This is a genomic window from Marinobacter similis (assembly GCF_000830985.1).
In the GTDB taxonomy this organism is placed as follows: domain Bacteria; phylum Pseudomonadota; class Gammaproteobacteria; order Pseudomonadales; family Oleiphilaceae; genus Marinobacter; species Marinobacter similis.
Genome location: NZ_CP007151.1, coordinates 1,785,113 through 1,807,765, shown reverse-complemented (window position 1 = coordinate 1,807,765; position 22,653 = coordinate 1,785,113). Strand labels below are relative to the sequence as shown.

The 22,653-nt window shown below is 58.5% G+C and carries 18 protein-coding genes and 2 pseudogenes; 15 read left to right on the top strand and 5 right to left on the bottom strand.

Features of this window, described 5'->3' with window-relative positions; translation table 11 throughout:
* Nucleotides 1–137: 137 nt before the first annotated feature.
* A complete protein-coding gene (locus tag AU14_RS08325) occupies nt 138–1,139 on the top strand; it encodes a ChaN family lipoprotein (protein WP_094191185.1) in 1,002 nt (333 codons plus the stop codon).
* 8 nt (nt 1,140–1,147) lie between these two features.
* Here the strand turns inward: AU14_RS08325 and AU14_RS08320 are convergent, their stop codons facing one another.
* On the bottom strand, nt 1,148–2,215 hold the full coding sequence (locus AU14_RS08320; protein ID WP_041340239.1) for a beta-N-acetylglucosaminidase domain-containing protein: 1,068 nt from the start codon (nt 2,213–2,215) through the stop codon (nt 1,148–1,150).
* Between the two features lie 152 nt (nt 2,216–2,367).
* On the opposite strand from AU14_RS08320, the gene AU14_RS08315 reads away from it, so the two are divergent.
* The 7 genes and pseudogenes from AU14_RS08315 (at nt 2,368) to AU14_RS08285 (ending at nt 9,791) form a co-directional block, all read left to right on the top strand.
* On the top strand, nt 2,368–3,402 hold the full coding sequence (locus AU14_RS08315) for an acyltransferase family protein (RefSeq protein ID WP_041340237.1): 1,035 nt from the start codon (nt 2,368–2,370) through the stop codon (nt 3,400–3,402).
* Between the two features lie 124 nt (nt 3,403–3,526).
* Nucleotides 3,527–3,985, top strand: coding sequence for a hypothetical protein (locus tag AU14_RS08310; protein ID WP_041340234.1), 459 nt, complete (start codon nt 3,527–3,529; stop codon nt 3,983–3,985).
* A 144-nt stretch (nt 3,986–4,129) separates the two neighbouring features.
* Nucleotides 4,130–5,206 carry a TRAP transporter substrate-binding protein gene (locus AU14_RS08305; RefSeq protein ID WP_041340233.1) on the top strand — a complete coding sequence of 359 codons (1,077 nt, stop codon included), beginning with the start codon at nt 4,130–4,132 and terminating at the stop codon, nt 5,204–5,206.
* A gap of 102 nt (nt 5,207–5,308) precedes the next feature.
* Nucleotides 5,309–5,853, top strand: a pseudogene (locus AU14_RS08300) (TRAP transporter small permease subunit).
* Nucleotides 5,850–7,145: a TRAP transporter large permease gene (locus AU14_RS08295; protein ID WP_041340231.1), complete on the top strand. Its 1,296-nt coding sequence runs from the start codon at nt 5,850–5,852 to the stop codon at nt 7,143–7,145. Before AU14_RS08300 ends, AU14_RS08295 begins: the two are co-directional and overlap by 4 nt.
* A gap of 208 nt (nt 7,146–7,353) precedes the next feature.
* Nucleotides 7,354–8,667, top strand: a complete 1,314-nt coding sequence (locus AU14_RS08290) for an SAM-dependent methyltransferase (RefSeq protein WP_041340228.1) — start codon at nt 7,354–7,356, stop codon at nt 8,665–8,667.
* Nucleotides 8,667–9,791 (top strand): NAD(P)/FAD-dependent oxidoreductase, encoded by a 1,125-nt coding sequence (locus AU14_RS08285; protein WP_041340226.1) that lies wholly within the window; start codon nt 8,667–8,669, stop codon nt 9,789–9,791. The genes AU14_RS08290 and AU14_RS08285 overlap by 1 nt, the downstream gene beginning before the upstream one ends.
* 73 nt (nt 9,792–9,864) lie before the next feature.
* On the opposite strand, the gene AU14_RS08280 is transcribed toward AU14_RS08285, so the two are convergent.
* Complete coding sequence (locus AU14_RS08280) at nt 9,865–10,338, bottom strand: Dps family protein (protein WP_041340225.1); 474 nt, start codon at nt 10,336–10,338, stop codon at nt 9,865–9,867.
* 169 nt (nt 10,339–10,507) lie between these two features.
* Nucleotides 10,508–11,962: a dihydrolipoyl dehydrogenase gene (locus AU14_RS08275; protein WP_041340223.1), complete on the bottom strand. Its 1,455-nt coding sequence runs from the start codon at nt 11,960–11,962 to the stop codon at nt 10,508–10,510.
* A 226-nt stretch (nt 11,963–12,188) separates the two neighbouring features.
* On the opposite strand from AU14_RS08275, the gene AU14_RS08270 reads away from it, so the two are divergent.
* Nucleotides 12,189–12,860, top strand: coding sequence for a LysE family transporter (locus tag AU14_RS08270; protein ID WP_041340220.1), 672 nt, complete (start codon nt 12,189–12,191; stop codon nt 12,858–12,860).
* Here the strand turns inward: AU14_RS08270 and AU14_RS08265 are convergent.
* Entirely contained in the window at nt 12,805–13,896 is a 1,092-nt protein-coding gene (locus AU14_RS08265; RefSeq protein WP_041340218.1) for a 3-deoxy-7-phosphoheptulonate synthase, read from the bottom strand. The two genes, AU14_RS08270 and AU14_RS08265, sit on opposite strands and share 56 nt — an antisense overlap.
* A gap of 354 nt (nt 13,897–14,250) precedes the next feature.
* On the opposite strand from AU14_RS08265, the gene AU14_RS08260 reads away from it, so the two are divergent.
* The gene (locus tag AU14_RS08260) at nt 14,251–15,057 is read left to right on the top strand and encodes a secretin N-terminal domain-containing protein (RefSeq protein ID WP_041340216.1); all 807 of its coding nucleotides are present in this window, start codon (nt 14,251–14,253) and stop codon (nt 15,055–15,057) included.
* A gap of 3 nt (nt 15,058–15,060) precedes the next feature.
* Here the strand turns inward: AU14_RS08260 and AU14_RS08255 are convergent, their stop codons facing one another.
* Complete coding sequence (locus tag AU14_RS08255; RefSeq protein WP_041340214.1) at nt 15,061–15,603, bottom strand: DnaJ domain-containing protein; 543 nt, start codon at nt 15,601–15,603, stop codon at nt 15,061–15,063.
* A 242-nt stretch (nt 15,604–15,845) separates the two neighbouring features.
* Here AU14_RS08255 and AU14_RS08250 point away from each other — a divergent pair, with 242 nt between their 5' ends.
* From AU14_RS08250 to AU14_RS08230, 5 genes and pseudogenes are all read left to right on the top strand, one after another.
* Complete coding sequence (locus AU14_RS08250; RefSeq protein ID WP_041340212.1) at nt 15,846–16,949, top strand: efflux RND transporter periplasmic adaptor subunit; 1,104 nt, start codon at nt 15,846–15,848, stop codon at nt 16,947–16,949.
* A pseudogene (locus AU14_RS08245) lies at nt 16,949–19,983 on the top strand (efflux RND transporter permease subunit). Before AU14_RS08250 ends, AU14_RS08245 begins: the two are co-directional and overlap by 1 nt.
* 119 nt (nt 19,984–20,102) lie before the next feature.
* Nucleotides 20,103–20,417: a DUF3301 domain-containing protein gene (locus AU14_RS08240; RefSeq protein ID WP_041340211.1), complete on the top strand. Its 315-nt coding sequence runs from the start codon at nt 20,103–20,105 to the stop codon at nt 20,415–20,417.
* Nucleotides 20,418–20,601: 184 nt separating this feature from the next.
* A complete protein-coding gene (locus tag AU14_RS08235; RefSeq protein ID WP_041340209.1) occupies nt 20,602–21,528 on the top strand; it encodes an esterase/lipase family protein in 927 nt (308 codons plus the stop codon).
* 7 nt (nt 21,529–21,535) lie between these two features.
* A complete protein-coding gene (locus tag AU14_RS08230; protein ID WP_041340208.1) occupies nt 21,536–22,645 on the top strand; it encodes a lipase secretion chaperone in 1,110 nt (369 codons plus the stop codon).
* Nucleotides 22,646–22,653: the final 8 nt, after the last annotated feature.

The following is a 22,653-nucleotide window of genomic DNA, read 5'->3' as shown; positions in this document are numbered from 1 at the left end:
TGTCCTGCTAGCATAGCTGACAATCACCTGATTTCCCGAACCTTTTCCCTATCTATCAGCGCCATCCCTGACAACCAAACAGGACCGGGTTGCGATCATCAGGACCTATTGCGGTCTGGGTTTCGTATACTGCTCCCATGAGACCTCCACTGATTACCCTGCTCCTCTCCTCGTTGATCACTCTGGCCGGCTGCGCCACGGCCTTGGATCCGCCGGCGACGCTTGAGGCCCCTGAAACCCAGTACGATGCCACCATCGTGGATGCCGACAATGGTACTTCGCTGAGCATTGCTGCCTTGGCCGACGCACTTACAGAGGCCGATGTCATCGTCGTCGGGGAGTATCATGGCCACCACGGTTCGCATCTTTTGCAGTCGAGGCTCCAGGCGGCGCTCTACCGCCAGAACCCGGCCCTGGTCCTGACTATGGAGCAGTTTGATCTGGACCACCAGCGAGAGCTGGACCGCTACCTCGCCGGGGAGACGGGTGAGGCAGAACTGATTGAGGATGCCAGTGCCTGGGACAACTACCGGGCCTCATACCGTCCGCTGATTGAGTTGGCCAAGGCCCGGGCAATGCCCGTGATCGCCGCCAATGCGCCGAGCCAGGTCGTCCGCTGTGTCGGGCGCCAGGGCCCTGATTACCTCGACACCTTGCCTGCGGATGTTCGCGCACAATTACCGGCGAATCCCTTTACCGACACCCCGGGCTACCGGGAGAAATTCGTAACCGCGCTCACCGGCGGTCATGGGATTGGCGAAGAAGGCATGAATGAGCGCATGCAGAACATCTACAAGGCGCAACTGCTCCGGGACAACACCATGGCGGTGGAGATTCTGCGTGCCCGAAAGCTTTATCCGGGTCACCAGATCCTGCATCTAACGGGTACCTTTCACAGCGAAGAGCGGCTGGGCACTGTGGCGCTGCTGAAGCAACGGGCACCAGAACTGGATGTGGTGGTCCTGACACCGATATTCTGGCCTACGGGGCAGAGCCAACCGAACCTAGAGGACCAGCGCAGCAAAGGTGATTACCTGTACTTTCTCCAGCCCCTGCCCAAGGAGTATCGCGATGCCGAGCGCGCCCGGGCGGCGATGTCCGACCGGTTCAGCCAGGCAAAATCAGCAAGCTGCGAATAAGGGTCGCCTTATTGGGTAGCCACCATCTCGTCGGTCACCTGATACTCGCCCCGGAGCCAACGCAGAATTTCCTCGGCCGCCGGATGGCTGAAGGCGCCATAGATGCTCTCCAGGCTTGCGCGCTTTTCATCGCCAATGCGGCCCAGCCCGGCGTCCTGCAGCACCAACAGATCGCGCAGTATCTGATCCGCCAAGTCGAGCCCCAGAGCCTCCCGCGCCGCATGTCGAAGCGAATGGCCATACTGATAGTCCGGGCCCAGGCGGTAGGATTCCGCCAGGGTAATTGCCGGCACGGTGGTCAGCGTTGGCTGCAACGCTGGGTTGATGCCGTGGCCCGCAATGTGGGCGGCATTAGCCGCTGGCCGGCCGGTGAAGCCCCGCAAGTGCAAGTGCTGGGACATGCGGTCACCGTCATTTACCGGGTAGTTATCCCACAGCACCGGTTTACGCCCGAGTACATCGCCCACCCGTTTCAGGTGTCCCGGTGAAATTTCCCGTGAACAGACCTCTTCGCCGGTCCAGAAGATATTGACCTCATGGTCCAGTTTGCGTCCCAGAGTCTCCAGGTAATCGGCCGGGCGCTCCCCGAACACACGGTCCAGCACCGGATCGTCTGAATAATAACTAGGGCAGACGCTGAGCTGTCGGACTGAACTGTGGTCCCGAACCCAGTCCACTATCTCGGCCTGGGTGTGAGCCAGGTCGGGGGTGTCAGAGCGCATGTCATCAAACAGGATGGCCAGTTCATCGATACCCATGCGATCCAGCAACGCCAACTTGCGGGCGAGTGCCGCCCGGGCCTCATCGTCGAAACGATTAAAGATCTCGAATGGGCTTAACCCAACCCCAAACCGCAGGCCTTCTTCACGGCAAAAACGGGCGAAGTCCGCCAGCTCCGCAGCCACTTCTGCAGGATGAGGCTCCCGCCAGCGCCGCCGAAGGAAGGCGTCGGCCTTGGGTGCGTACAGATAAAAGCCGTAGCCGTGGGGTGCCAGGGCGCGCACCAGACGGCGCCGCTCCTGCCAGCTCCACATCGGGCCATAGAAGCCTTCGATGATGCCTAACGTGGTTGCCATGGTCGCAACTCCCTGCCTTATTCAAGAAAACCGGTGACTTGTGCCGCGGCGGATTAACACATGGTATAGCCGCGGCAAGCATACCGTAGGTCACAACCATATTGCCGGCCCCCAATGCGGGCTATTATAGCGGTATCCAAAAGGACCGACTTATGACCTCCTCACCCAACCGTTTAGCCAGCCTTGATGCCTTGCGTGGTTTGGCCGCACTTGTGGTTGTGTTGTTCCACTACCTACCTTACTACGACAAGCTCTACGGCCACGGGTTCGAACTGCCGGCCATCCTCAACAGCAGCCTGCAGTTCGGTCGGTACGGGGTCCATCTGTTTTTTATTCTCAGCGGCTTTGTGATCTTCATGACGCTGGAGCGCACCTCCAGGGCCGGCTGGTTTGGCCTGGCTCGCGCCTTCCGTCTGCTACCTGCGCTCTGGGCCGCCATTGCGCTCACCTTCATCTCGGTGCACTGGCTCGGCCCGGAAAGCCGAGCGGTCACCTTCGAAACCGCGCTGCTCAATACCACGCTACTGCACGAATACTTTGGCATGCAGCATGTTGACGGCGCCTACTGGAGTTTGGTGGTGGAGGTTACCTTCTATAGCTGGATGGCTCTACTGTTCTTCAATCTCCGAACTTGGCCACAGCTTCGCGCTGCCTTAACGGTCTGGATACTAATCAGCTATATCGGCGTGCTCTGGTGGAAACAGATCCCGGAGGGCATCGAGTTTCTGGTCAAGGATCTGTTGTTTGTGAAATACGCCCCGCTGTTTGTAGCGGGCATGCTGATTTATCGTCGCCACCGTTACGGGGGCGGCTCGGTCTTCGATAACACGCTGCTGATTGCCAGTATTGGGCATGGCCTGTTCGCCTACAAAATGCCTTACAGCCTTTTTGTCCTAGGGTGCTTCGGGGTGTTTGCCCTTGCCGTCTACGGCCGATTGCCATGGCTGGCGAACCGCCCCATGCTCTGGCTCGGCAGCCTGTCCTACAGCCTGTACCTCGTCCATCAGAATATTGGTTACGGCGTTATCGACCTGAGTTACCGGACAGGGCTGCCGGGTTGGATTGGCGTGGGACTGGCGCTGGCAATCGCTTTGGCCCTGGCCGCGGCCATTCACTACTCGGTGGAAAAACCGGCACTGGCCCGGTTTCGCAGCTGGCGGCAAAAAGCTGAAACCGCCCACGCGTAACGGTCAACATCAAACTGATCCAAATCCACTTATCTGCTGTAAGCCATCACAACTGGCGAGATGTTAGCTAGACTGACAAGTACCTCCCATTATTTTCAATGCACTCCGGCCCAAGGAGCCCTCCATGGAAATAAAAACCTTCGAGGATCTCATCGACTGGACCCGCCAGTTGCACGCGCACTTGGCTGAGAGCCTGCACGAATCCGCCGCCAAAACCCAGAATGAACGCGCCAGCGCGCTGCTCGACTACGTCAGCAGTCACGAACGTATGCTGGAGCAAGCGGTCGCTGAGTTTGAGAAACAGGCCGACTCGAAAGCGATGAAAACCCGCCTTTACGATTACGCCAACCACAAGCCAATCGAAAGCCATCGCACCTGCGACACTCACTACGCCGATCTGGATTTCGATGGTATCGCGCGTGAAGTGTTCGATTTTCACGATCAGGTAATGGAACTGTACGACGCCCTGATTGGCAAAGCAGAAATTCCCGAAGCAGTCACGCTGCTGGAGGATTTGAAAGCCCTGGAAGAGCATGAAGCCATGCGGCTGGCACGCCAGATTGGCCGGATGGATGATATGTAAACAGCCGTACGACCTAGGTCGTAGATATGGCCGGTTTTCGTTCCGTTTCCTAACGATAATTGTTAACTTGGGCTACCGTTATGAGTTAACTCCTCCTACCCGGAGGACGCTCTGAACAAAAAACGATAAGAGGATTGAAGAGCAATGAAGATCCGTTCTGTTCTTTCCGCGGCTGCGCTGGCTGTGGCAACGACCTTTGCCGCCACGCAGGCGCTCGCTCAGGATACGTTTACTCTTCGCCTTGCCGAAACCTGGGGCCCGAACTTCCCTATTTTCGGTGATGCGTCTAAAAACATGGCCAAGATGGCCGAAGAGATGTCCGATGGCCGTCTGCGCATCCGCATCGACTCTGCCAACAAGCATAAAGCGCCATTTGGCGTGTTTGACATGGTAAAAGCCGGTCAGTACGACATGGGCCACTCCGCGTCCTACTACTGGAAAGGCAAGGTACCCAACACCCTGTTCTTCACCAGCATGCCTTTCGGCATGAATGCCATGGAACAGTATGCCTGGTTCTACCATGGCGAAGGCATGGAGCTGATGCAGGAAGTGTATAACCCGCACAACCTGATGTCCTTCCCGGGTGGTAACACCGGCATCCAGATGGGTGGCTGGTTCCGCAAGGAAATCAACTCCGTTGAAGACCTGCAGGGTCTGAAGATGCGTATTCCTGGTTTCGCCGGCGAAGTCTTTGCTGAAGTGGGCGTAAGCCCGACCAACATTGCACCGGGCGAGCTGTACACAGCACTTGAGCGCAACACTATCGACGCCGTTGAGTGGGTAGGTCCAGCTCTGGATCTTCGTCTTGGCTTCCAGCAGATTGCCGACTACTACTACACCGGTTGGCACGAGCCGGCCACCGAGCTGCAGTTCCTGGTCAACAAGAAGACCTGGGAGAAGCTGCCAGCTGACCTGAGGGAAATCCTGCGTGTTTCCATGCGCCTGTCCTCATACGAAATGCTGGTTCAGTCCCAGCATGAGAATGCCAAGGCCTGGGCCAGCATTCAGGAAGAATATCCGAATGTTCAGATCAAGAGGTTCCCGGACGAAGTCTTCCAGGCTATGAAGGAGGCTAACGATAAGCTGCTGAAAGAAGCTGCTGAAGGCGACGAACTGGCCGCCAAGATCGTTAAGTCTCAGCAGGAGTACCTTGAGCAGTCCCGCGCTTACACAGACATTTCTGAGCGTGCGTACCTCAACACGATGGGCGAAGTCGAGTAAGATAGCGCCCCAAATCGAGCCGGGATTGCTCTCTGAGTGGTCCCGGTTTCGTTGTTTATAGTAGACGAAAAAAACGCCAACCCGCTTGGCGGAGGATTGTAAATGCGGTGGATTATCAAACTGGACGAGGGCCTGGCCCGATTGTCCAATCTCTGTGGTTGGGTCGCCTGTATCGCGATGATACTAATGGCCGCAAACGTGTTTTACGACGTGGTGTCCCGCTACGCATTCAATGAAGTATCGATCGGCATGCAGGAAATGGAATGGCACCTGTATTCAATCGTTTTTCTGTTTGGTATTCCCTACGCACTCCGCACGGATGGCCACGTTCGCGTAGACGTTTTCTACACCAACTGGAGCAACAAGGCCAAGGCTTGGGTTAACCTGGTTGGCGCAGTGATCTTTGTTCTCCCGTTCGCTTACCTGATCGGCACCTACGGCTACAGCTTTGCCCTGGACTCCTACAGCATGGGTGAAGGCAGTGGCGATCCCGGTGGCCTGCCCCATCGCTATTTGATCAAATCGGTTATTCCCGTCACGGCGTTTTTCATCGGCACAGCCGGTCTGGGCATGATCACTTACGCCTGCGGGTAATGTCCGGCGAGAAAAGCTATACCTCTGAGCACAGCGCGGGAGGTCTGGCATGATAGGTATGATTATGTTCGGCGTCGCCATGCTGATGCTGATGGCGGGTTTCCCTGTCGCCTTTACGTTCGGTGGTGTCGCACTGTTCTTCGGTATTTATGCCGAGGGCATGGATCTCTTCGCGTTCATGCCGTTCCGGATCATGAGCGTCATGCAGAACACCGTACTCATGGCAGTGCCCCTGTTCATCTTCATGGGCGTGGTGCTGCAGCGCACCAAGCTGGCTGAGCAGTTGCTCACCTCCATGGGCCGACTGTTCGGTGGCCTGCCGGGTGGTCTCGCCATCTCCACCATTCTGGTAGGCGCCTTGCTGGCTGCCTCCACCGGTGTGGTCGGTGCCAGCGTTGTGGCCATGGGCCTGATTTCCCTGCCGGTCATGCTGGCCCACAAGTACGACAAGCGTCTGGCCACAGGCACCATCTGTGCTTCGGGCACCCTGGGACAGATCGTTCCACCGTCGATCATCCTGATCATTCTCGGTGACGTTATCGGCATTCCCGTCGGCGACCTGTTCAAAGCTGCGGTCTGGCCGGGCGTTGTCCTGATCGGTCTGTACATTGCCTACATCCTGATCCTGACCCGTCTGAAGCCGGAAACCGCACCGGCGATGCCGCAAGATCCGAACCACTCACGTAAGAAGGAAGTCGTGTCGGCCCTCCTCGCGATCATTCCGCCACTGGCGCTGATTGTTATCGTATTGGGCTCCATCTTCAGCGGCATCGCCACGCCCACCGAGTCCTCGGCACTGGGCGGTGTTGGCGCCGTGGTTCTGGCTCTCATCTACAAGCAGTTCTCGTTCAAGATGGTCTGGGACAGCGCCAAGGATACCGTCAAGGTAACCGCCATGGTGTTTGCGATCCTGATCGGTGCCACTGCGTTCTCTATGGTGTTCAGCTACACCGGCGGCGACTACCTGCTGGAAGAATGGCTGCACCTGCTGCCAGGCGGCCAGTGGGGCTTCATAATCCTGGCGATGCTGGTGATCCTGATCCTCGGCTTCTTCATCGACTTCGTGGAGATCTCGTTCATCATTGTGCCGATTCTGGCGCCGATTGCCGAGGCCATGGGCATCAACATGCTGTGGTTCGCCATCCTGATTGCCATGAACCTGCAGACGAGCTTCCTGACGCCACCGTTTGGCTTCTCGCTCTTCTACCTGAAAGGGGTGGCACCGCCGGAAGTCCGAACGGTGGACATCTACCGAGGGATTATCCCGTTCATTCTGATCCAGATTCTGGTGTTGGCACTGATCGTGATCTTCCCCGAATGGTTCGGAATGAGTTCCACCTACTGACCCCTCTGAAAAACCGGGCCCCATGGCCCGGTTTTTTGTCGCTACCCATCATTTCCAGCCCTTTCACGTCCTAACCTGACAAAATCCCAACCTTTTCTATACTGAACACAGAACCGGCGGTTCCCGGATGAACAGACGGGACAAGTCCCTGTGCGCATTCGCACAGAGGGCCGCGATGTTCAGGTCAGGCTAAGGGAGAGAGGGACCCATGACACAAAACACCGCCCAGAAAACCGAGCAAACGGGCCGTGAATCCACACCACACGTGCTAACCCTGCCGCTGGAAGCAGCACAGACCGACCGCAACCCTCACAACTACGAACGCTGGCTTATCGCCAAACTTATGCGCATGGCCGGATCGCCTCCCATCCGATTCCAGCTGTGGAACGGCGACGTCATTGATCCCAAGGATCAGGAGATCCGTTTTGCCCTCCACCTGAAAGACCCAAAGGCGCTCTATTCCCTGGTCGCCAACCCCAACCTGGCCTTTGGCGATCTCTACAGCGCGGGCAGGCTGGACGTTGAAGGCGATCTGCCGGATCTGATGGAAACCCTGTATCGATCGGTGCACGCCGCGCGGCAGGAATGGCCAAAATGGCTGGACGCACTCTGGCGCAATCACAACCCGCGCTCCACCGGGATCACCGAAGCCAAGGAAAACATCCACCACCACTACGATCTGGGCAACGAGTTCTACCAGTTGTGGCTGGATCAGGCGGAAATGCAGTACACCTGTGCTTACTACGAGCGCCCCGACCTGACCCTGGAGCAGGCACAACTGGCCAAGCTGGAACATGTCTGCCGCAAACTCCGGCTCAAACCGGGCATGACCGTAGTCGAGGCCGGCTGTGGTTGGGGCGGACTGGCCCGTTACATGGCCCGTCACTATGGTGTGAAAGTGCACTCCTACAACATCTCCCGGGAGCAACTGGTCTATGCCCGGGAGCAGGCCCGCCAGCAACAGCTGGACCACCTGGTTGAGTACGTGGAGGACGACTACCGAAATATAAAAGGTCAGTACGATGCCTTCGTATCGATTGGCATGCTCGAACACGTCGGCAAGGAGAATTACCCGGCACTGTCGGCCCTGATCAAACGCAGCCTCAAACCGGACGGCATTGCCTTGCTCCACAGCATCGGCCGTAACCGGCCCATGCTGATGAATGCCTGGATTGAGAAACGGATTTTCCCGGGGGCCTACCCGCCCAGCATTGGCGAGTTCATGGAGATCTGTGAACAGGGTGATTTCTCCGTCCTCGATGTGGAGAACCTCCGGCTGCACTACGCCCAGACCCTGAGCCACTGGATGGATCGGTTCACCGAAAACCAGGACCAGGTCTCGGAGATGTATGATGAGCACTTTACCCGGGCCTGGCGCATGTATCTGGCCGGCTCCATTGCTGCATTCCGGACCGGCTCACTGCAGCTTTTCCAGGTAGTGTTCACCCACGGTGCCAACAACCAATTGCCACAAAGCCGACAAGACCTCTACACAACACCCGCAGCACCGGAGCAAGCGTGATGGATTACTACGATCTGATCATTGTTGGCGCCGGCCCTGCAGGCTCTACCCTGGCCCAAAGCCTGCAGGACAGTGGCAAACGCATACTGTTAATCGACAAACAGGACTTCCCACGGGACAAGACCTGCGCCGGCTGGGTCACGCCAGCAGTGATGAACACCCTTAAAATCGATCGCGACGACTACAGCCACGGCCGAACCCTGCAACCCATCCGACGCTTCCGCATCGGTATGATGGGCCAGGCACCGGTGGAAAACGACCATGGCGACGTGGTCAGTTATGGCATTCGCCGGTGCGAGTTTGACACCTACCTGCTGGACCGGGTGACCGCGCCAAAGATGCTCTCCACACCCGTGAAAAGCATCAATCGCGAGGGCGGAAACTGGCAGGTCAACGGCACCTGGGAAGCACCGCTGATCATCGGTGCCGGTGGCCACTTCTGTCCGGTGGCGCGATTACTGGGCGAGGGCCCCGGCAGTCATGAAACCATCGTTGCCGCTAAAGAGGTCGAGTTCGAGATGACGCCGGAGCAGGCCCAGATTTGCCAGGCCCGGGGTGACACCCCGGAACTCTGGTTTTGCCGCGATCTCAAGGGCTACGCCTGGGTGTTCCGCAAGGAGAATTATCTGAATATCGGCCTGGGCCGGGAAGACAATCACCGGCTGACCGAGCACCTGGAAGCCTTTGTGCAGGACATGAAAGACACCGGCCGCATTCCGGCCGATCTTCCGGGTCGGTTCAAAGGCCATGCCTACCTGCTCTATGCCCACGCCGAACGGCCATTGGTCGACGACGGCATTTTGCTGATTGGCGATTCTGCCGGACTGGCTTACACCCAGAGTGGCGAAGGCATTCGGCCGGCAATTGAATCCGCCCTGATGGCGGCCGATGTTATTCGCGATGCACAGGATTATTCGGCATCGTCACTGCAACTCTACGGCGATGCCATCGCCGAACGCTTCGGCACCCGGGCCACCGAACTGGAGCAAGGCTGGCAGGTGCCCGACTGGATCAAGACGCCGCTGGCTACCACGCTGATGCGCTCCCATTGGTTCACTCGGAAGGTAGTGACCGAAAAGTGGTTCCTGCATCAGCAGGTTCCGCCGCTTGAAGCCGCCGTCTGATTTCGTCCGGTTACTTTACCCGGCACAAAAAAGGGCGGCCTGGGCCGCCCTTACTTCGGGAATTCTATCGGGCCTAGTGACCCAGATAGCTCCGATACATCCACACAGTTTTTTCCTGCTGTGAGATGTAGTCACTCATCAGTGCCGCGGTGCCTTCGTCGTCGGAATCGCTCGCCAGGCTCAACAGATCACGCTGCTTACCAATCAGCTTGGCAAAGCTTTCAACGATGTTTTCCATCGCTTCCAGGCCGTCGGAAACATCTTTCTTTTCCTGCACCTCTGATTTCTCGATATAGGTGCTGTAGGCATGGGCCGGACGATGACCGAGAGTAAGCACCCGCTCGGCAATCTCGTCAATTTTCAACAGAAGGTCGTCGTACAGCTCCTCAAACTTCACGTGCAGCTCGAAGAAATTATCACCCTTGATGTTCCAGTGATAACCGCGCACGTTCATGTAGAAAATCTGATAGTTGGACAGCAGATCATTCAACGAATCTGCCAACTGCACAGTTTTTTCCGTGTCCAAACCAATAAAGTTCTTACCCATTGCGTGTCTCCTTGACGTTAACTTAATTGAGTATGACCGCCATCCTAGGCCACAACCAGACGGCACAGAAGTAAAATTCACCAATCCTATTGATAGGGCCCGGTTATTGGCTAAGTAATCGCTATAGGCACTAACTCATACCCTTCAGACCGCCTATGAAGACCGCCCGCTAAACACCGGGGCCACAATCGGTACAGCCTTCTGCTGGCTCTGGGCCCTTACTGAGGTTGCGATTCAGTTGTTTCAAGGCCGTGCGCAAACCTTCTTCAATGACCGGGTGATAGAACGGCATCTCGAGCATCTCACTGACGGTCATCCGGTGTTGGGCCGACCAGGCCAGCAAGTGGGCAATGTGCTCGGCCGCGGGCCCGAACATCTCGGCGCCCATGAACAACCCGGAGCCGTGCTCGCCGTATACCCGCAAAAGGCCCACGTTCTTGCCAATAACCCGGCTGCGGCCCTGATCTTCAAACGACACTTCGCCAACGGCAAAGCGGCCCTTGCAGCGCTCGTCCACTTCATCAATGGTCAGGCCCACGGCGGCAATCTGCGGATCGGTAAACACCACAGCCAGGGGTGTGCGGCGCATGCCCGCCATAACTTCCGGGTAGGCCGCCGCGTTGTCGCCGGCGATTCGGCCCTCGTCGGCCGCCTCATGCAGCAGCGGCAGTGTGTTATTGGCATCGCCGGCAATGAAAATGTGGCTGTCGCCGCAGCGAAGGGTGTACGGATCGAACAGCGGCATGCCTTTGTCATCCAGCTCAATTTCAGCATTCAGGATGTCCAGGCCATCAACGTTGGGACGCCGACCGGTCGCGGCCAGGAGGTAATCGAAGGTCTCGGACACCTCTCCCTGATCGTCATCCTGAAAGGTAATCCGGACGCCGCTCTCAGTGCGTTCCACCTGTTTTACATCCGCCTCGGGGTTGAGCGGGAACTCTCGGTTGAACGTGTCGAGGGCGTACTGCCGAATGGTCTCATCAAGAATCGGCCCTACCGAGCCACCCACACCAAACATTCGCACTCGCACACCAAGACGGCTCAAGGCCTGACCCAGCTCCAGGCCGATCACTCCGGGACCAAACACCGCAACGGACTCCGGCAGGTCCTGCCATTCGAAGAGATCATCGTTAACCACTAGGCGGTCTTTCGCTTCCTTTAGAAAACCCGGGATATTGGGGCGGGACCCAGTGGCAATGATGATCCGTTCAGCATGCACCTCCCGGACGTCGCCGTTGGTGCCCTCAATCATCAAGCGCTTCGGACCGGCAAACCGGGCGTGCCCGAACATGCGGTGGTGATCGGGGAATTTGTCCACCGACTCCACCACCGGGCCAACAAAGCGATCCCGTTCCTGGCGAACCCGTTTCATCACCGCCTTGCCATCGATGTTGATGTCACCGGCTGAAATGCCAAACAGTGGCCCAGTAGTCATGTGATGGGCATTGTCCGCCGCTGCGATCAGCAGTTTACTGGGCATGCAGCCGACCCGGGCACACGTAGTCCCGTACCGGTTCGCCTCAATCAGCACCACATTGTCAGTGGCTTTGCGGACACGCTGGTAGGCGACCATCCCGGCGGTGCCGACCCCGATAATGGCAACATCGACCTCTCGCTTTTCCATACAAACCTCTCCTTGCAACCGTCGTGACGTCGAATGACGTGCTGGCAGAGCCTTATGTAATCAACAGTATAGGGTATAGGCTGAAAGCAGCAGATCAGATCGCCCATGAGCCAGAAGGGTATGAGCAAAGGGGAAATTTCCGGATAATTGACTTAAGCTGGGGCGCTTGCAGCCTTTTGCGACCACCTGCAACCTCTTGCAACCAACAGGATCGAGGGATTGAATCGTGTATAATTTTTGGCCTGAATTTCTGACTGTCGCCCTTGTGCATCTTCTGGCGGTGGCCAGCCCTGGCCCAGACTTTGCCATTATGCTCAGGCAGGCGCTCAGTCAAAGCCGGGACCGTGCCCTGCTGACCGCGGTGGGTATCGGGCTCGGCATCCTGGTGCACGTGGCTTATTCACTGCTGGGTATCGGCCTGATCATCCAGCAATCGGTGTGGCTGTTCAGTATCCTGAAAGTGGTCGGTGCCCTATACCTCACCTGGATTGCCATTCAATGCCTGCGTTCGCGCGCCGGAGGCATTCACGTCAACGCTGAACCTGGCACTCCTCAATCGGGGCTGGCGGCGCTGCGCCTGGGTTTCTTGACCAATGCTCTTAACCCCAAGGCCACCCTGTTTTTTGTTTCCCTGTTCTCCGTGGTGATCAGTCCGGACACCCCGGTTGCCCTGCAGGCCGGCTACGGCCTCTACATGGCTGCTGCCACCGCCTTGTGGTTTGCCCTGGTTGCAGTGTTCTTCACACTGCCCCGTGTCCGCCGGGGCTTTAACCGGTTTGGCCATTGGCTCGACCGCATGATGGGCGGCGTACTGCTGTTACTGGCCGGCCAGCTGTTACTGTCTACAGTGAGCGGATCAGAGCCTCCGTCTGGCTCCAGCCCAGGCACGGATCTGTAATCGAGCAGCCGAAGATCAGGTCGTCGCTGTCATCCTGGCGCCCGGGTTCCAGGAAACTCTCCAGCATCAGGCCGCGGATGTGGTCGTTACCTGCCGCACGCTGCGCCATGACCTCACGGGCGATGTCGATCTGACGTTCCGCCTGCTTCTGGGCATTGTCGTGGCTGCAATCCACCATGATTGAAGTGGACAGGTTGGCCCCAGCCAGGGCCTGCACCGCGACGGCAATGCTGTCGGCATCGTAATTGGTAATTCCACGTCCGCCCCGCATCACCAGATGGGTATCCGGGTTGCCCTGGGTGGTGATCATCACCGGCGCACCGCTGTCTGAAACTCCCATGTGATGGTGCGGGTGGGCCGCCGACCGCATGGCATTAGTGGCGACACCAATACCACCGTCGGTTCCGTTCTTGAAACCCACCGGCATCGGCAGGCCGCTCACCAGTTCCCGGTGAATCTGGGATTCGGTGGTGCGGGCACCGATGGCGCTCCAGCTGATCAGATCGCCCAGGTAATCCATGGCAAAGGGGCTGAGCGCCTCGGTTGCCAGCGGCAATCCCATCTGTGACAGATTCAGCAACAGTCGGCGGGAACGAACCAGGCCCTCGTTCAGATCGCCGGCCCCGGTGCGCTCGGGATCGTACAGCAGCCCCTTCCAGCCCACGGTGGTCCGCGGTTTTTCCAGATAGGCGCGCATCACAATCAGGAAACGGTCACTGACAGAATCGGCGAGGCGCTTCAGCTTCTCACCGTACTCCAGGGCCGCCACTTCATCGTGGATGGAGCAAGGCCCCATCACAATAAGGGTGCGGTCACCCTCGCCTCGCAGAATCTTTCGGACGGCCTCGCGCTGCCCGGCGATCTGCCTGGCCAAGCTGGCCGAAACCGGCAGTTGCTGGCGCAAACCGGCGGCGGTGGGCAAGGCCACTTCCTGGCGCTGACTGACTGCCGTATCGGTGGCTGGCTGGTTCAGTGCGTTGGTATCATTCAACGCTGCAGAACTTGTCAGCGTCTCAGAACTCGGTGGCATGTTCATATCAGTGTTCCCGTTTCCCTGTGTCAGAATCAAAAAAGCCCCGGCTGGGCTACCAGTCGGGGCTTTTTGAGTCCGGTGGCAGCCTGGGTTTTCTGCCGGGCTGCCTTCCTCGTTATTCGGTCGATGAAGATCTTATGGGCGGCCCTGGCTCTGGCTAAAATAAAAGCCATATCCAAACCACCAAGAAAACACAGCAGCGATCGCCGCTATCGATTTTTCACCGAAAGCTTGCAGAACATTCAATTGACAGATCGCGTGTGTGGTCTTCATGCTTTTCAATATATACCCCCGGTTTTCAACTTGGCAACCCCGTTGTCCAGACTTTTTCAGTCGACGGCAGGGTCGGGAGCAAATATGACACTCACAGAACCTCATTTTCTCCGACGCGGTCCGGTTAATTTGCCCCGGATCCTGGCCCTGTTCCTGAGCCTGCTAATATTGCCGGCCACGGCCCAGGCTGAGGCACGAGTCTACGAGTTACAGAACCGCCCCGCGGACGACGTCGCCCAGCAGATCCGTGAGCTTTACCAGAACGCCCCGGTTACCATTACCGCTCGGGGCCAACAGGTGGTCGTGCGAGGTGAGCCTGCCTTGCTGGATGAAATCGGCATGCTCATCGACACCATGGATGTGGCACCAGCGCAGCTGCGCATCACCGTCCGGTCCCGTCAGGATATTGGTGGAAAACGTTCCGGGGCCGGAGTCTCCGGTTCGGAGAAACGGGTCAACGTCACCGTTGAGCGCAAAGTCACCAGCACCAACAACAGCCAGCTCCGAACCCTGGTGGTGCAGGATGGCCAGTCGGCCCACATCACCTCCGGCCAGGTCCGAACCCTGCCGTTTGCTGTTCAGGGTGGGCGCAACCCGGCGGCTATTCTCCAACAGGTCGAAACCCGCAGTGGTTTCCTGGTAAGCCCGCAGGTTATTTCGGACCGGGCAATTGAGGTGAGTATTGTATCGTTCGAGGAAGATCCGGCGGCCCTGCCCGGCTATGAAACCGAGGCCGTGGTAACCATTCGCCGGGTGGAACCGGGCGAATGGGTGGCACTGGGCAGCACCTCCACCTCCGCCAACACTGAGCGCTCGGGCATCACTTACAGTGTTAACAGTAGCCGTTCCGACAACCGCAGCTTCGAGGTCAAGGTCGACATCCTGCGCTAACCGTCAACTGTCTTGGCTGTGGGCGTCGGCGCGGGAACGGCCTCGAAGTAGAACGGCTTTTGCCTCGTTGATCTTGGCCGCCAGATAATCATTGCCGCCGCGGTCCGGATGCAGTTTCTGGATCAAACGGCGGTGCGCCGCAACGACCTCCTGTTCCTCGCAACCGCGGGCTACCCCCAGAATTTCGCACGCTTCCTGCTTCGACATGCCCCCATGGGCGGCAGAACGACCCGAGCCCTTCTCGTACTGTTCATCCCCAGAACCCTGCCCAGCACCACTCCCATCACCCCGGCCCAGATGCTGTTTCACCATGGGCATGAATTTGAGCAGCGCCGGCAACTTGCGCAATAGCGGCAGCACCGCCGCCACCGCCGCAGTGAGCACATGCACCCGCCCGGTCAGCACCAGAAACAGCAGCAGCGCGCCGCCGACCACCAGCACGCCTTTCCAGATTGCGGTTTTCTGCTTGTCGGGCGACAACGCCCCCCACTGCTTCAGAATGACAAAGACAGCAGCCGCCAGAGCGATACCGAGAATCCAGTGCATGGGTTGATCCTTAGCGAATGAATGGTCGTAATTCTGTCACTTCTTCCGTCGACAATACCAGCCTCGAGCGCGTAAGCCGGCAGCGTCACCGGAGTCCCAAACGCCCAGGCGCCCTACGCAGAAATACCGACAACCCGGTGACAAGCACCCTGCATATTTTGTAGGATGCTATGTTTTGTAGAAAACATGTATTTTCCGGCTGCACCCACGAAAGAACAAACCCGATTCCCAGGACCCGAATTATGCGTACTGCCTCCCGCTTCGTGATCGTTATCATCTTTCTTGGCGTCGTCCTTGGCGGCATTTTTGGTTACAAGTTCTACCAGTTTGGCCAGATGGAAGAACAGATGAGTCAGCCACGCCCACCGGCTCAAGTGTCCGCCGTTGAAGCCAAAATCGAAAAATGGACACCTGCCATCAAAGCCGTGGGCAGCATCGAAGCGGTAAACGGCGTTCAGGTCGCCAACGAGGTGCCCGGAGTGGTCGAAGTGGTCAACTTCGAATCAGGTGACACCGTCAAGCAGGGCGACGTGCTGCTGCGTATCGATTCCGCCATCGACCAGGCGGCCCTGCGCACCCGTCGCGCCGAAGCCCAGCTGGCCGAGCAGGAATTCAAGCGGGTGTCTGACCTGCTGCCCAAGCGCGCTGTGTCCCAGTCCCAGTACGACGAGGCCAAAGCCAACTTCGACGCCGCCCGGGCTCGGGTCAACGAAGCTGAAGCCCAGTTGAGCAAGAAAATCATCCGCGCGCCTTTCGATGGTCGTCTCGGTATCCGCATGGTCGACCGTGGCGAATACGTCGCCACCGGCACCCCCATCGTTGAAATCAACATGCTGGATCCGATTTACGTGGATTACACCCTGTCGGAGAAGAACCTGCCGGACGTGCAAACTGGCTACCCGGTTGTAGCAACCGTCGCCGCCGTGCGCGAGCGCGATTTCAAGGGCACCGTCGCCGCCATCAACACCTCGGTTAACCCGGAAACCCGCACCGTGCGTATTCGCGCCACGCTCGATAACGAAGAACAGCTTCTGCGCCCGGGCATGTTCGCCACTGTCATGACTCGCCAGCCGGAAGACAACGAAGTGGTCACCGTTCCGCGCACGGCTGTCTCCTACAACACCTACGGTGACTTCGTGTTTGTCATTGGCAAGAACGATGACGACACCCAGGTCGTCACCCGCCGCACCGTGGTGACCGGTGAGACCCGGAACAATAAAGTGGCCATTCTGTCGGGTCTGGAAGAAGGCGGAACCATCGTCTCCAAAGGCCTGCTGCGGTTGCGAGCTGGCCAGCCAGTCGCGATTCAGGACGACTCCGCCCAGTCAAAGGAGGCGTCTGAATAATGCGATTTACCGACATTTTTATCCACCGTCCAGTATTGGCAACGGTGGTCAGCCTACTGATCCTGCTGCTCGGCGCCCGAGCGGCTATGGAGATGGAAATCCGGCAGTATCCGGAACTTGAAAGCACCACGGTAACCGTCACCACGGCCTACCCCGGTGCCAGCTCGGATCTGATCAAAGGGTTCATCACCACCCCGTTGCAACAGGCCATTGCCGAAGCCAGCGGCATCGACTACCTGACCTCCACAAGCTCCCAGGGCACTTCCACCATCGAAGCCAAGATGGTGCTCAACTACGATGCCAACGCCGCATTGGCGGAAATCCAGGCCAAGGTGGCCAGTCAGCGCAACGTGCTGCCGGCCGAAGCCCAGGATCCGGTTATCACGTCCACTACTGGTGACTCCACGGCGCTGATGTACATCGCGTTCTACAGTAGTGAGCTGGAAGTTCCGCAGATCTCCGATTACCTGACCCGCGTCGTGCAGCCAAAGCTGCAGGCACTCCCCGGCGTCGGCAAGGCCGACCTCATTGGCCGCAAGTTTGCCCTGAGAGTCTGGCTAGACCCGGAGCGACTAGCCGCGGTAGACATGACACCACCGGAAGTCGTCGCCAAGTTGCGCGCCAACAACTACCAGGCTGCGGTCGGCAACACCAAGTCAGTACACCGCAATCAGCATGACCAGCGACACTGATGTCGCCGACCCTGACCAGTTCCGCAACCTGGTGGTGAAGCAGTCCGGCAGCACCCAGATTCGCCTACAGGACATCGCCCGCGTGGAGCTCGGTTCTGAATCCTACGACCAGCTCGCGCTGTATAAAGGCGACCCGGCTACCTACGTCGCTATCGAGCTGGCACCCGGCGCCAACCCCCTCACTGTTGCCGGCCTGGTGAAAGATTCACTGCCTGATATCGAGAGCCAACTGCCCTCCGGTCTGAACGTCCGGCTGGCGTACGACGCCTCCGACTTTATCGAAGACTCCATCAACGAAGTTATCAAGACTCTGTTGGAAGCACTGGTGATCGTACTGGTGGTGGTATTCCTGTGCCTGGGCTCCGTTCGTGCCTCCATCGTGCCATCAGTGGCAGTGCCGCTGTCGTTGGTGGGTGGCGCCTTTATCATGCTGATGTTTGGCTTCTCCTTGAACTTGCTTACCCTGCTGTCGATGGTTCTGGCCATTGGCCTGGTGGTCGACGATGCCATCATCGTGGTCGAAAATGTGCACCGCCACATCGAGCAGGGTGAGACCCGGTTTGATGCCGCCATCAAGGCGCCCGGGAAATGGCGGTGCCAATCATCGCCATGACCACCACCCTGGTCGCCGTCTATGCACCGATTGGTTTCATGGGCGGTTTGGTCGGTTCGCTGTTTACCGAATTCGCCTTCACCCTGGCCGGCGCCGTGGTGATCTCCGGTATCGTGGCCCTGACCCTGTCGCCAATGCTGTCTGGCATGGTACTGAAACCCCACGGCAACCCCGGCAAATTCGAGGGTCTGGTCGAGCGCAGCTTCAACGGCCTGTCCAATGGCTACAAACGGGCACTGACCTCGCTGATGGAAACCAAATCGGTGGTCATTTTCTTTGCCTTTGTCGTACTCGGCTCCATCTACTTCATGGCAATGATGAGCCAGAACGAGCTGGCGCCGACCGAAGACCAGGGCATTCTGTTCTATCAGGGACTGGGACCACAGACCTCAACCCTCGATTACCTGCAGGAGCACGGCGACGAGATCCAGAGCCGGATGTCATCCCTGCCCGGGTACGAGGAAGACTTCATGATCATTGGCTTCACCGGGCCGAATGCCGTGTTCGGTGGTTTCAAGATGGCGCCCTGGAGCGAGCGGGAAATTTCCCAGTTCGAGGCACAACCGCAACTGGACGCCGAACTTAGCAAGGTAACCGGTCTGCAAACCGCGGTGTTCCCACGGCCGTCGCTGCCCGGTTCTGGTGGCGGCCTGCCGTTCCAGTTCGTGATCACTACTGGCAACAGCTATGAGCAGCTGAACCAGGTGGCGGACGAGCTGCTGGGTGAAGCCATGGGTAGCGGCAACTTCATGTTCCTGCAGAAGTCGATCAACTTCGACCGGCCCATCACCCGGATCAAGGTCGACCGGGATCGAGTAGCCGATCTGGGGCTTTCGATGCAGGACGTTGGCCAGGCACTGTCCAGCATGCTGGGTGGTGGTTACATCAATCGATTTAACATGGAAGGCCGGTCGTACCAGGTAATACCCCAGGTTGACCAGAAATTCCGTCTGGACTCCCAGGCCTTGAACGATTACTACATCCGTTCCGATACCGGCACTCTGGTGCCCCTGGGCAGCGTGGTGAGCTTCAGCAATGACGTTGAACCCTCATCACGTACCCAGTTCAACCAACAAAACTCGCTCACGCTCCAGGGTGTGGTGATGCCGGGTGTCGCCGCGGGTACGGCCATGGACTACATGGAGAAGACCGCCGAGGAAGTGTTCCCCCAGGGCTTCAGCTTCGACTACACCGGTCAAAGCCGGCAGCTAGCCACCCAGGGCAGCGCGCTGGTGGTGACCTTCTTCCTGTCGCTGCTGGTGATCTACCTGGTGCTTGCGGCACAGTTCGAAAGCTGGCGTGATCCGCTGATCATCCTGGTATCAGTGCCCATGTCGGTAGCCGGCGCCATGTCGTTTATCGTGCTCGGCTTTGCCAGCATGAACATCTATACCCAGGTGGGCTGATTACCCTGATCGGGGTGGTGTCCAAGAACGGCATACTGATCGTGGAGTTCGCCAACCAGCTCCAGGTCGAACGCGGGCTGGACAAGATCAAGGCAGTCATCGAAGCGGCGGCCATCCGCCTGCGCCCGATCATCATGACGTCACTGGCGCTTATCTTCGCCATGGTGCCACTGCTGATCGCGGTCGGCCCCGGTGCCGAGAGCCGGTTTGCCATCGGCCTCACCATCAGTGCGGGCCTGGGTATCGGTACGCTGTTCACCATCTTCGTGTTGCCGGCGTTCTATATCCTGCTGGCCCGGGACCACAACAAGACTACACACTGAGCCTTGCCCGATCCCTGCCCGGCGTGCCGACATGCCGGGCAGTATTTCCCCGGGCCGCCCTGATGGGGTAGTCTGGGGCCCATCCTTTACTCTCCACTCCCATTGAAGCTGCGTTTATCGTGACCCTCGGAACCCTTTTCTGGCTCTTCACAGCTACGTTCGTTGTCTGGTACTGGTGGCGTGCCAAGGCCATCAAGGACTTTGTGCTGCTGGCCGCTCGCCGCTACTGCAAATCGATGGACGTGATGCTGCTGGACGACGCCGTTTTTCTCCGCGGAATCTGGTTCAAGCGCGACCCCGAAGGCCGGATCAGGGTCTGGCGCCGATTCCTGTTCGATTTCACCAGCACCGGAGAGGAGCGCTATACCGGGCGGATCATCATGCTGGGTCAACGCATCATGCACATGGAACTGGACGCTCACCGGCATCCGTGAACGCTTCTCTGTGAGCACTCTCTCCTAAGCAGTCTGCCCCGATAACCCTATCGCCACTATTCGCTCACACCCCTCCCCCAAATGGGCGATTTATTGCCCCTGCCTGGACACCAATAATCGACAACGCATTAACGACCTATGGCCGCACTAACGTGGCCGCTTACAACAACAATTGGAGTTAATCATGCGTATAAGAAAAACCGCAGCCTTCGCGCTGGGGCTCGTCCTGTTGTCAGTCTCATTCTTCACCCACGCAGGCTATACCTCAACCCGGCACCCCATCGTTCTGGTCCATGGCGTCACCGGTTTCAACACCATCGGCGGTCTGATCAACTACTTCCACACCATTCCCTGGAACCTGGAACGCAGCGGTGCGCGAGTCTATTCCGCCAGTGTTTCCTTCGTTAACAGCAGTGAACAGCGTGGCCAGCAGCTGGCCAACTACGTCAACGGCCTGGGCCACTCCAAGGTGAACCTGATGGCCCATAGCCAGGGTGCGCCCACCTCCCGGGTCACCGCGTCACTCATTCCCCACAAGATTGCCTCCATCACCTCCATCAACGGGGTAAACAAGGGCTCCACCGTGGCGGACGTGGTCCGTGGTGTACTGCCACCGGGAAGCTATGTTGAGGGTGGCGCCCAGGCCATTGCCAATGCTCTGGGCGGCCTGGTGAACGCCCTGTCCGGCTCCAGCAATCCACAGGATGGCGTCGCAGCCCTGGAAACCCTGACCACCCGAGGCACCACTGATCTCAACGACGCCCTCGGCTGGAAAGGCGTAAACCGCTCCTCCTGCTCTGGCACCAATGAAGATGTCTGGATCAACGGCAACCGCATCAAGTACTTCTCATGGACCGGCCGCGGAGTCTGGACCAACATTCTCGATGCTACCGACCCCTTCCTTGGCATTACCTCCCTGGCCTTTGGCGGTGAGCCCAGCGATGGCTTAGTCGGCGTCTGCTCCACCAAGATGGGCAACGTCATCGGCACTCACTACGACATGAACCACGTTGATGCCATCAACCACCTGTTTGGGGTTCGCTCGCTCTGGACCAATCCGGTGTCACTCTATCGCTCACAAGCCAACCGCCTGAAGAACCGTGGTCTGTGAGGCAGTTATGAGACATCGTCCCCAGCAATATCGTCGATGGCTCATCAGCTTCGCACTGTCGGCCCTGGTGGCCGGCAGTGCGATCTGGTGGTACCTGCCAGAGGCGTCCGCACCCACCACCGACATCAAGACAGTCAACGCGCCTGCCCCGGTGCCGACTGCTGACACGACCATCAATCCGCCAGCAGATTCGTCCGATGGGTCAGCCGCGGATGACTCGAAAACAGGCGCCGAAGTGGCGAGCAGCACCCCAACCAGCCTGGGCCCCGATCCCTATGCACCCTCACTCAAGGGCACCGACATTGATGGTGCGCTCAAAGCTGATAGCCAGGGCAAGCTGATCGTCGATCTGGAGACCAAGGATTTCTTCGACTATTTCCTGAACACCGTGGGTGAAGTGTCCCCAGACCAGGCACTGGAACAGATCCGGACGCTGGCCATAACCAGTCTGCCACCCACGGCGGCAGATGAGACCATGGCACTGTTGGACCAGTACCTTGAGTACAAGCAGGAAGCCCTGGCCGTTCAGGCCACAGCGCTGGACCCGAGCCGCCAGAATGACCCGACTTACCGATTAGAGATGCTTGAAAAAGCGTTCACAGATTTGAAACAGGTGCGCCAGGGCGTATTCAGCCCGGAAGCCCACCAGGCCTTCTTTGGACTGGAGGAAGCCTACGGCGAGTACACCCTGGCAACGCTGGGCGTCGCTGCCCGCACCGACCTGTCGGCAGAAGCCAAAACCGCACTGGTAGCCTGGCACCGCGACCAGCTGCCGTCGCAACTGCAACAGACCGAGCGACACCTGCTGACAAGCAACGAACTGAACCGTCGCCGCATGGCCACCATCAACGCCGCCGAATCACCGGAAAGCGCTGGCCAGAAGCTCATGGCACAGGGCATGTCGCCGGAAGCGGCCGCCAGCGTGACCGACTACCTGCAGGAGCGGTCAACCTTCGATGCCCGTTACCAGCACTACGAAGCAGCTTTGGACCAGTTGCGCGCTTCCGGCCTGAGCGAGACGGATGTGTCAGCCCAGCAAACTCAACTGCTGAACCAGCACTTTCCCGATCAGAAACAGCAGACCTGGGCACGCCTGAAAATGCTGGGAAGCAATTGATCAGACTG

Bases quoted from the DNA above. Each gene is read 5' to 3' on its own strand.
- AU14_RS08250 (WP_041340212.1), top strand. From the start codon at position 15,846: ATGCGTACTGCCTCCCGCTTCGTGATCGTTATCATCTTTCTTGGCGTC.
- AU14_RS08315 (WP_041340237.1), top strand. From the start codon at position 2,368: ATGACCTCCTCACCCAACCGTTTAGCCAGCCTTGATGCCTTGCGTGGT.
- AU14_RS08265 (WP_041340218.1), bottom strand. From the start codon at position 13,896: ATGAACATGCCACCGAGTTCTGAGACGCTGACAAGTTCTGCAGCGTTG.
- AU14_RS08325 (WP_094191185.1), top strand. From the start codon at position 138: ATGAGACCTCCACTGATTACCCTGCTCCTCTCCTCGTTGATCACTCTG.
- AU14_RS08285 (WP_041340226.1), top strand. From the start codon at position 8,667: ATGGATTACTACGATCTGATCATTGTTGGCGCCGGCCCTGCAGGCTCT.
- AU14_RS08280 (WP_041340225.1), bottom strand. From the start codon at position 10,338: ATGGGTAAGAACTTTATTGGTTTGGACACGGAAAAAACTGTGCAGTTG.
- AU14_RS08275 (WP_041340223.1), bottom strand. From the start codon at position 11,962: ATGGAAAAGCGAGAGGTCGATGTTGCCATTATCGGGGTCGGCACCGCC.
- AU14_RS08305 (WP_041340233.1), top strand. From the start codon at position 4,130: ATGAAGATCCGTTCTGTTCTTTCCGCGGCTGCGCTGGCTGTGGCAACG.
- AU14_RS08230 (WP_041340208.1), top strand. From the start codon at position 21,536: ATGAGACATCGTCCCCAGCAATATCGTCGATGGCTCATCAGCTTCGCA.
- AU14_RS08310 (WP_041340234.1), top strand. From the start codon at position 3,527: ATGGAAATAAAAACCTTCGAGGATCTCATCGACTGGACCCGCCAGTTG.
- AU14_RS08235 (WP_041340209.1), top strand. From the start codon at position 20,602: ATGCGTATAAGAAAAACCGCAGCCTTCGCGCTGGGGCTCGTCCTGTTG.
- AU14_RS08260 (WP_041340216.1), top strand. From the start codon at position 14,251: ATGACACTCACAGAACCTCATTTTCTCCGACGCGGTCCGGTTAATTTG.
- AU14_RS08320 (WP_041340239.1), bottom strand. From the start codon at position 2,215: ATGGCAACCACGTTAGGCATCATCGAAGGCTTCTATGGCCCGATGTGG.
- AU14_RS08295 (WP_041340231.1), top strand. From the start codon at position 5,850: ATGATAGGTATGATTATGTTCGGCGTCGCCATGCTGATGCTGATGGCG.
- AU14_RS08255 (WP_041340214.1), bottom strand. From the start codon at position 15,603: ATGCACTGGATTCTCGGTATCGCTCTGGCGGCTGCTGTCTTTGTCATT.
- AU14_RS08290 (WP_041340228.1), top strand. From the start codon at position 7,354: ATGACACAAAACACCGCCCAGAAAACCGAGCAAACGGGCCGTGAATCC.